At 45.6% G+C, this 9,965-nt stretch carries 9 protein-coding genes; 2 read left to right on the forward strand and 7 right to left on the reverse strand.

Features of this window, described 5'->3' with window-relative positions; all coding sequences use genetic code 11:
• Positions 1–43: 43 nt before the first annotated feature.
• From ACK8OT_RS18990 to dusA, 3 genes are all read right to left on the reverse strand, one after another.
• Positions 44–436 (reverse strand): hypothetical protein, encoded by a 393-nt coding sequence (locus ACK8OT_RS18990; RefSeq protein ID WP_410198081.1) that lies wholly within the window; start codon positions 434–436, stop codon positions 44–46.
• Position 437: 1 nt separating this feature from the next.
• Positions 438–1,025, reverse strand: a complete 588-nt coding sequence (locus tag ACK8OT_RS18995) for a DUF4136 domain-containing protein (protein ID WP_410198082.1) — start codon at positions 1,023–1,025, stop codon at positions 438–440.
• Between the two features lie 610 nt (positions 1,026–1,635).
• Complete coding sequence (gene dusA, locus ACK8OT_RS19000) at positions 1,636–2,625, reverse strand: tRNA dihydrouridine(20/20a) synthase DusA (RefSeq protein ID WP_410198083.1); 990 nt, start codon at positions 2,623–2,625, stop codon at positions 1,636–1,638.
• A gap of 285 nt (positions 2,626–2,910) precedes the next feature.
• On the opposite strand from dusA, the gene ACK8OT_RS19005 reads away from it, so the two are divergent.
• Positions 2,911–3,306, forward strand: a complete 396-nt coding sequence (locus ACK8OT_RS19005) for a hypothetical protein (protein ID WP_410198084.1) — start codon at positions 2,911–2,913, stop codon at positions 3,304–3,306.
• 25 nt (positions 3,307–3,331) lie between these two features.
• Here ACK8OT_RS19005 and ACK8OT_RS19010 read toward each other — a convergent pair whose 3' ends face one another.
• From ACK8OT_RS19010 to ACK8OT_RS19025, 4 genes are all read right to left on the reverse strand, one after another.
• Entirely contained in the window at positions 3,332–4,732 is a 1,401-nt protein-coding gene (locus ACK8OT_RS19010; RefSeq protein WP_410198085.1) for an MBL fold metallo-hydrolase RNA specificity domain-containing protein, read from the reverse strand.
• A 326-nt stretch (positions 4,733–5,058) separates the two neighbouring features.
• Positions 5,059–5,517 (reverse strand): REP-associated tyrosine transposase, encoded by a 459-nt coding sequence (locus ACK8OT_RS19015; protein WP_410198086.1) that lies wholly within the window; start codon positions 5,515–5,517, stop codon positions 5,059–5,061.
• Positions 5,518–5,947: 430 nt separating this feature from the next.
• A complete protein-coding gene (locus tag ACK8OT_RS19020; RefSeq protein WP_410198087.1) occupies positions 5,948–7,363 on the reverse strand; it encodes a phosphomannomutase in 1,416 nt (471 codons plus the stop codon).
• Positions 7,360–8,793 (reverse strand): mannose-1-phosphate guanylyltransferase/mannose-6-phosphate isomerase, encoded by a 1,434-nt coding sequence (locus ACK8OT_RS19025; RefSeq protein WP_410198088.1) that lies wholly within the window; start codon positions 8,791–8,793, stop codon positions 7,360–7,362. The genes ACK8OT_RS19020 and ACK8OT_RS19025 overlap by 4 nt, the downstream gene beginning before the upstream one ends.
• 191 nt (positions 8,794–8,984) lie before the next feature.
• Between ACK8OT_RS19025 and ACK8OT_RS19030 the strand changes: the two genes are divergently transcribed.
• Positions 8,985–9,965, forward strand: a 981-nt coding sequence (locus tag ACK8OT_RS19030) for an acyltransferase family protein (RefSeq protein ID WP_410198089.1), incomplete at its 3' end; no start/stop codon positions are given.

The raw sequence follows: 9,965 nt of genomic DNA on the forward strand, positions 1-9,965 counted from the left end.
AAAATATCTTCCCCTGTAGGAGCCGCAGTCATGCGGCGAACTGTTATCCTTTCGCCGATAAAGACCGCAAAAACAGCCCTATCCCACCAACCAATAGGACTAAAATCACAATCAAATCAAAGGCAGACATATGGCGCAATTGAAAATTGATCGACGAAATAACGCCAAACACCAGCATCACCAAAGAGCCAATGGCTAAAATCCAGCCCAAAATATTACGACTGTTATAAAACACCATGCCCACACCAAAGATAAAGGGCACCAACACCATACCGCTAGTCAGCGAAAAACCGCCGACCCGATACAAACTGAAACCTAAACTAAAATGGTGAGTAACCATAATGGCATTAAGCAGCATATAACCGCCCGCTATCATCATGATAAGGCCAATAAAAAACTGACCTATGCCACCCTCACTGCCTCCCGCTCCACGCATATTACTGTCCCGCTTGTGGTAGGTCTGAGAGCATCTGAGCCACTAAGAGATCGATACGGCGCTCAGATTCCTTTCGATCTCGCTCAAAATCAGCAAAACCTTGCAACATACTCTTCCAGTAAATTGTCTCGGTATCGGTAGCCATTGCGCCTAACACCAAGGTCGCTTTTTCATAACGGCCATCACTGGCAATACTCATTAACCCCGGCGACAAACCAAACTTAGCGATGAGTTGCTGATCAGTCACAGCGGATTCTAGCGCTAACACAAATCCCATCACTAAATCTGCTTGGGCCAACTCAGGCTGGTAGGTGTACCCTTTTTCCTGCATCACGGCAGCAATGGCATTACGGATTTCTTCTTGTACCTGCTGTTGGTCAAGGCGAGGATCAGCCACAACCACATTAACCTTATCTGCAAAGGTATAAGACTTTGAGATAGGAATACTTTGCTTTGGTGTCGCATCGCTCACTATGGTAGTACGCTGCAGATTATTGTTGGCGCTGTCTTCGCTAGTGGTTTCGCTCTTTGAACAAGCCACCAGCAAGGTGAGCACGACACTAGATAAAATAAGATGAAAGGTTTTCAACGAATTATGTCCTTTTCTATGGGAGTGGGACAAACCAAAGCCATAACCTTAGTTATCACCACACAAAAATATAAAAAGAATATAACACGAGAAAATCAGAAATTAAGCCACCATGACCACAAAAATATTGGCTTAACTAATCTAATCAAGGGCACATATTAATAGATGAGAGGATTACCTTTGCATCTACCAGCCAAAAACCTCACGATGGTGAGTACAATAAATAATTAGCGCCAGAAAAAAATACAACGCACTCACGTGAAACCCCAAAATGGTGGTCACCCCAAAAATCACCCTAACTAGTGCTAATTTGGCCATCTTACTGCTCACTCATCGACCCTCTATCTTGTAAAAAGTAGCGGATATTAGACTAAAGTCGTAGATGAAAAAACCAGCTTATTATTGTAATTAGTTATATGAGTAGTACCAATCCAACCAAGCAGATCGGCAACCAACTAGACCAAAGTATAAGGCAGAGCAACAAGCTCTTCATGGACAAAGACTTAAGTAAGGGAAGGAGCCATTAAACCAAGTTTCAATTAACATGCCCGCGAGTGTGAGCGATGGCGCTATTAATAATATTTATTAAAAATAGCGCATCTATAGCAAATTAATCTTTAGGGCGATACTCAGTCACCAGCTTCAACGCATCCTCAAGCACCTTTAATGTGGCATCACCGCGCGGTGAAAGCTCACTCAAATGACGGCGATAAGCACGGCCATTAGGTAAGCCTTGAAACATGCCTAACATATGGCGGGTAACATGGGATAGCTTAGCGCCCGTTGCCAAATGCTGCTCAACATAAGGAAACATCGCCTCAATAATCTCGGCGCGCGACTTCACAGGAGCGGTGGAGCCAAAGTAGCGCTGATCCACCTCGGCCAATAAATACGGGTTACTGTAAACCTCACGTCCCAGCATCACACCATCAAGGTGGCGCAAATGTTCATCACATTCATCGTAGGTTTTAATACCACCATTAATCGCGATAACTAAATCCGGAAAATCTTGCTTAAGCTGATACACCCGCGGGTAATCCAGCGGCGGAATATCGCGGTTTTCTTTCGGGCTCAAGCCACTTAGCCAAGCTTTACGCGCATGCACAATAAAAGTATCACAGCCCACATCCGCAACTTTGCTGACAAAATCCGTTAAAAATTCATAACTGTCTTGCTCATCAATACCAATTCGCGTTTTTACCGTAACGGGTAAATCACACGCATCTTGCATCGCCTTCACGCAATCAGCCACTAAGCTAGGCTCAGCCATAAGACACGCACCAAAGCGCCCACTTTGCACGCGATCAGACGGACAACCTACATTTAAATTCACTTCGTTATAGCCGCGTTGCTCGGCAATCTTGGCGCACTGGGCTAACGCCTTCGGATCGCTCCCACCCAATTGCAAAGACAAAGGCTGCTCGGCTTCATTAAAGGCGAGATAATCTCCCTTGCCATGCAATATGGCGCCCGTGGTGACCATCTCCGTATAGAGCAAAGTATGCTGCGACATTAAACGATGAAAGTAGCGACAATGGCGATCGGTCCAATCCAGCATCGGGGCAACGGAAAAGCGCTGCAGGTGAGAATCGTGCGACATAGAAAATATTCCTTAATTTACAACAGATTGGGAATGTAACGCACAAGCAAAAAGCGGCGCTTAACAAAACTGCGCGAATTATACCGCCGCATCGGCAAGGCGGCAAATCGCGGTGTTATAACCATACCTGACAACAGGGCCTCCAGCTGCCATTGATATAAATTTCACCCCGTTATTTTACAATATTACTAGGACAACTTATTCGCATTAAGTATATTGAGGCTGACATTATATGTCACAGAATCTGTGCCATAGTGTTAAACCTAGTTTAACGGAGACCCTATTATGAAAGCTGCATTATTGATTACAACCGTAACCCTTAGCTTTTTGGTCGGCTGCGAGCCAATCAAAGAATTCGTTACCGAAACCAAGGATGAAGTTAAAGCCAGCGGTAAAGCCATCTTAGAAGAGAATACCGGCATTAAGCTCGATGGCCTAAACGTAGAGCAACTGATTGAAGCTAAAGAGCAAATTGCTGCAGATGCTTACCAAGATGCAAAAGATGCGGCCATCGCGCAGGTTGATGAAGCCGTATCAGACACCCTAGGCACCTCGCTATCGTCATTAGAAAACCTGACTGAGCAAGATTTAGAACAACAAGTTAACGATGTGATAAAACAGAAAAAGACTGAATTAGCACTATGGTTACTTGATGGCGAGCAAGAAGAAAAAACGCAATAATTAACCTTTGCTTAGTGCTTGTCGCCTAACACTCACTGGGCACATCTATCGCATACTGAGCTATTTCAACTTGGCAATTCGGCAGTAACCGTTGATATAGCTCAGCTAATTGTTGCTTTGCCGCCTCATCACCGTGCACGATTTTGATCAACCTAGGTGGCTTGCGCATGCGTTTAACAAAATTCACTAAGTCTTTTTGGTCGGCATGAGCCGAATAGCCAGATAAGGTATGGATCCCCGCCTTAATATCAATGCGCTGGTCATCAATAAACACATAACCACCATCAGGGCCATATTGCTGAATATCGCGCCCTAATGAGCCTTTGGCTTGATAGCCCACAAACAACACATCCGTGGTCTCATCGCCCAAGAAATTAGCCAAATAATTAACAATACGACCGCCACTGCACATACCACTGGCCGCGATCACGATGGCCGGTTTATTGCGCTTGGCCAAATATTCCATCACCTGTAAATGCTCTTGATGCGAGCCCACGGTATAAAGAGTAGAAAAATCCAACGGATGGCGACCCGTCGCGACCTTGCGCTTGGCTTCTTTATCCCACAGCTGGCTAAAATCACGATAATAGTCGGTAAAACTCGCGGCCATTGGTGAGTCAATAATCACCTCTAAATTAGCCCAGCTGCCCGCAGGATTTAGCTTAGACTCGCGATGCACGATCTCTTCCAGCTCATACAATAACTCTTGGGTGCGGCCAATGCTAAAAGCCGGAATAAGCACCACCCCATTATCGGCAACGGCTTTTTCGATGGTGGTTTTAAGCAGCGCAGCGCGAGACAAGCGACCCTGATGGCAATGATCGCCATAGGTACTTTCAATCACCAACACATCGGCTTGATAAGGACTTTTTGGCGCCGCCAATAATGGCGTATAAGGCGCGCCCAAATCGCCCGAAAACACCACTCGCTTACCTTTGCCACAGTTAAATTCCAAATATGCTGAGCCCAAAATATGTCCCGCCGGTTTAAACTTAACCTTGGCTAGTCCATTCACTGGCAAAGGCTGCCAGACTTGATAGTCCACAGCCACCATTAGGCTTTTAAGTTTGTCAATACAGGCATCAATTAACCGCTGATCTTTGGTGACGCCAAGCTTAAGGGCATCGCGTAAAATCATCGGCAACATGGCCACCGTCGCCTCAGTGGCATAGATAGGCCCGTTAAACCCCGCCGCTAATAAATAAGGAATGCGACCCACATGATCAATGTGACAATGGGTAAGCACCAGAGCTTTGACCGTACTGATATCAAATTCAATCGCCAGTTGCTGCGCACTGGTTTTACCAGCGGTTTCAGCCCCTTGAAATAAGCCGCAATCCACCAAAATACTGTTGTGTTGATCCAGCACTAATTCATGGCAAGAGCCGGTGACACCGTTAACCGCGCCCCAATGTTTAATTTCCAAACCAACCTCCCCAGCAATAATATGTTTAAAAGCCTATTATTTAGCGATGTTCTTTCAGGCTCCCTGAAGCAAGCTCAGGTCCTACAAACCAACCACTAGCCAGCCCCCCTGTAGGAGCCGAGCTCGCTCGGCGAATATCTCACCTCATTCCCTGAGCAAGCTCAGGTCCTACAAACCAACCACTAGCCAGACCCCCTGTAGGAGCCGAGCTCGCTCGGCGAATATCTCACCCCATTCCCTGAGCAAGCTCAGGTCCTACAAAAACCAACACACTAGCCACGAGCAAAACCCCCTGTGGGAGCCGAGCTTGCTCGGCGAATATCATTCTACAAATATCGACAATCCCAATGGGGATAGTCATTCACCGAACCCACCAACCCCTTCCTTAAAGGATTGGCAACAATATAACGACAAACCGACACAACATCGTCATCGCCTCTCAACGCATGATCGTGAAAACCTTTTTGCCAAACTGCCTCATGCCAAAGATCATGCTGATGCAATAAATAACTCGTTTCTCGCTTCACACTGGCAACTAAATCGCTCAAGGTTTGCTGACTAGTTAGCGTCACCAACCAATGAAAATGATCTGGCATAACGACAAACGCATGAGTTAAACATCTACCCTCAAGCTCAGCTTTCCCCATACAGCGGATCAAAATACGAGCTGAGAAGAAGCGAGAGAAAATGGTCTGCCGTTGGTAAGTATTCGCGGTAACCATATAAAGGTGATCCACTAATGAAATCCTGCCTTTGCGCAAATCATTAGCATGATACCTAACCATATATCATCACCTCACCTAGCAGATAGAAATCTTGTGGGAGCCGAGCTCGCTCGGCGAATATCTCACCTCATTCCCTGAGCAAGCTCAGGTCCTACAAAACCAACTCACTAACCACGAGCCAAAAACCCTGTAGGAGTCGAGCTCGCTCGGCGAATATCTCACCCATTCCCTGAGCAAGCTCAGGTCCTACAGAAACCAACACACTAACCACGAACCAACCCCCCTGTAGGAGTCGAGCTCGCTCGGCGAATATCTCACCCATTCCCTGAGCAAGCTCAGGTCCTACAAGAGCCAAAACCCTGTAGGAGTCGAGCTTGCTCGGCGAACATCTCACCCATTCCCAGAGCAAGCTCAGGTCCTACAAACCAACCACTAGCCAGACCCCTTGTGGGAGCCGAGCTCGCTCGGCGAATATCACCCAAAACCCGCATTAACCTAAACTTAATGCTCCCAAACATTGCACGACCAACTGCATAGCTCGAGTGCTGGATTTAGCTTCTGCATAACATCGCAGCTCGGGCGCATTGCCTGACGGCCTTAAATGCACCACTTCATCATTACTCAGTGTCATTCGCAGGCCATCTGTGGTGTTCACATCTGCTACATCAAATTCACCCAGCCCTAATTGGTGCAACAATGCCTGCGGCTCCGCCAAGCCCTGCTCAATGATCGCTAGGCTTTTCTCTCGGGCAAAATTCTGAATACGATCGCTGGCGGTATATATCGGCGGCAGCTCATTAACCAGCAGCGAAATCGGTTCATTACCCGCCATTGCCAGCACAGCCAGTACAGGTAACACCGCATCACGGGTAGGCAAGGCGGTTAGCGCAGCACCATTCACATCAATATCTGAGCCTAATAAAAAGCCGCCGTTTGCCTCAAAACCCGCAACGCGTTGAAAGGATTGCAACAAAGCATCAAACGCGGCAATCACATAAGGCGAGCCAATTTGCGTGCGCTCAACCTGTTTAAATGCGCCGCATGCTTCAATCGCCGAATTACAGCTCACAGGCACAGCGAGCGCCTCAATGTTTAAGCTTTTTGCTGCCAATAAACACAATACATCACCGCGTAAATACGTGCCCGTTTCATCGGACAATAGCGGCCTATCGCCGTCACCGTCGGTAGAAAATAGCGCATCAAGCTGATGTTCACGCTGCCAATCTTGCGCCATTTCAATATCAACCAGCGCCACCGCTTCGGTATCGATGGGTACAAAGCTATCACTGCGGCCAAGGCAAATCACAGTCGCGCCTAATTGTTCAAACAAGCTGGCGTATAAATCGCGACCCGCGCTAGAGTGCTCATAAATACCAATGCGTTTACCTTTAAGAAAATGCGGCGCAAATACGTTTAAATACCGAGCCAAATAAGCTCGCTCTGCTCTATCGCTACTGGCTGGCAAGCCTTGTAACACCAAGGAGGGAAGCGCCGTCGACACGGCCAAAATACCTTGTTCGTCTTGTTTTGAAATTTCACCATCAGGGCGATAAAACTTCAGCCCATTACGATCAAACGGAATATGGCTCCCCGTAACCATAATGGCAGGCACCTTATCCGCCATCGATGTCAGCGCCAAGGCAGGCGTTGGTATCACACCATAATAATCAACCGCCAACCCCATCGAGTTAGCCGCCGCCATGCAAGCCACCGCCATTTCAGGGCTACTTGGCCGATTATCAATCGCAATCGCAATGCGACTAAATTCAAAACTCGCCCGCATCACCTCAATAAAAGCTAAGGTAAAAGCCCCGCATACCGGCGCAGTAAAATCCTTAACTAAGCCTCGTGCGCCACTGGTGCCAAAAGCAATACCGCTATCCTTAATAATCTGCGCCACACTCATTTCTCGGCCCTGCCGTATCTGTCTTCAAACCGCACAATATCGTCTTCACCAAGATAAGAACCCGATTGTACCTCAATCAACTCAAGAGGCACTTTGCCCGGATTTTCAAGTGCATGAACCGTACCAATAGGAATATAAGTTGACTCATTTTCACTAAGTAAAAAAGTTTTCTCACCGTTCGTTACCTTGGCCGTGCCCGACACCACAATCCAATGCTCGGCGCGATGATGATGCATTTGTACCGATAATTTAGCGCCCGGTTTCACCGTAATATGCTTCACCTGAAACCGATTGCCGGTATCAATCGAGTCATACTTACCCCAAGGTCGCTGCACATCGCGATGATGTAGCACCTCGCTGCGCTGAGCGGCTTTTAGATTATCAACCAGATGCTTCACTTCCTGCACCCGTGACTTATCGGCCACCAACACCGCATCTTTGGTTTTCACCACTATGGTATCTTTTAGGCCAATACTGGCCACTAAGGTATCTTGCGCATAAATATAGGAATTGTGAGAATCAATATCTAACACATCACCGCGAAACACATTGCCGCGCTCATCCTGATCGGATACTTCCCACAACGCCGACCAGCCGCCAACATCACTCCAACCGCACTCCATCGGCATCACCACCGCACGGTGCGTTCTTTCCATCACGGCATAATCAATAGAGTCTTCAGGGCTTTGGGCAAAATCATCGCCATTAATGCGAATAAAATCGAGATCGGGATTAAACTCACGCGTAGCCGCTTGGCAAGCATGGTAAATATCAGGGCTGTGCTGCTTCAACTCGGCCAAAAACACACTGGCCTTAAATAAAAATATGCCGCTATTCCACGAATATTCACCGCTATCAACATACGCCTTTGCAGTATTTAAGTCTGGCTTTTCAACAAATTGGGCTACCTCAAACAGCTCACCTTGGCCATCCGTCAAAGCCAAAGGCTGCCCCCGCTTAATATAGCCATAGCCCGTTTCAGGGTGATCCGGCACTATGCCAAAGGTGACCAAGTTGCCAGCCTGCGCAGCGCTAATCGCATTGTTCACAGCCACACAAAACGCCGCTTCATCTTTAACCACATGATCTGCCGCTAAAACCAGCAATAGAGGATCGTCATCTTGATGCTGAGCCAAGGCTTGAAACGCCGCCAAAGCCACCGCAGGCGCGGTATTTTTGGCTTCAGGCTCAAGTAAAATGCCACTGTGCGGCAAATCCGCTTGGCGCATTTGCTCAGCCACCGTAAAGCGATGCTCTTCGTTACAAATAATCAGTGGCGATAGATGCGAAATATCAGCAAGCCGACCCACCGTTGCCTGCAACATAGTGGCCTGACCATATAAAGAAAGAAACTGCTTAGGATGTAGCTTACGAGAAAGCGGCCACAAGCGAGTGCCCGAGCCGCCAGCCATGATCACAGGAAGTAACATAACACACTCCAGATCCGTTGGATGATTATGTTAATTAAAGACTAGTATGGGGGCGAAAGAAATAGGTGGACCAAATATCATCAAGAAAAACTTAACAAAAAAACAATCAAAAAAAAGATAAAAGCATGGTAAAATAATCACTTACACATCATTTAACACAAAAATTTCTTGATTAGTAGGTTTAACTAACCATGGATAGTAAAAGAATACAGATTGATACCTTACGTGGAATAGCATGTATTTTGCTAATTTCATACCACATTATTGGCTCAACTCCAGAAAATGGGTTAAGAATTGAAAGTGGAATGTTCCGAGAGATAAATGATATTCTGGCATATTTACGAATGCCATTATTTACTTTTTTATCCGGGGTTGTGTATGCCTACCGACCTTTTAATAATAATTCCTTAAAATTCATTTCAAAAAAATCTCGAAGATTGCTTTTGCCAATGTTAACAGTAGGTACAACATTTGCAGTTCTTCAATCAATCACACCAGGAACAAACTCTAATATCAACTCTTGGCATCTAGTACATATAATACCAGTTGCTCACTTTTGGTTTATTGAATCATTATTTATATTATTTTTACTTATTGTAATGTTAGAAAAACTACATGTGTTCAGTACAAAAAAAGGGGGGTTCACCATATTCACATTAACATCTCTTCTCTACATATCACCGCTAAAAATAGATTATTTCTCAATATCAGGATTCATATACCTAACACCATTCTTTTTATTTGGAATGGCTATTGAAAGATACAAACTATTAACAAAAATAAATCCTGTTATATTTTCATTAATAGCCTTAACCGCTCTATTGTCATACGCATGCATATATTTCGGATATATAGAGCCGAAAGGAAAAAGAAGTATTTTAGGGCTAACTATTGGATTATTATCTTGTACAACAATGTATTTATCTGGACTAAAAATTAGAACGCTTGCTTGGATTGGCACATTCTCATACTCAATTTACCTTTACCATGTATTTTTCACAGCTGGAACAAGAATATTATTAGAAAGAGTCTTCAGCGCTGATAACTATATTATTTTCTCAGCATCCCTCATAGCTACTATATTTGGAACCATTTACATCGAAAAGATATTCGAAAAAAGTAATGCAACGAGAATCTTACTCCTTGGAAAATCAAGAATAAAACCTAATCAA

Origin of the sequence: Motilimonas thetidivivens (assembly GCF_046452435.1) — a bacterium.
Classification (GTDB): Bacteria; Pseudomonadota; Gammaproteobacteria; order Enterobacterales; family CBDFNC01; genus Motilimonas.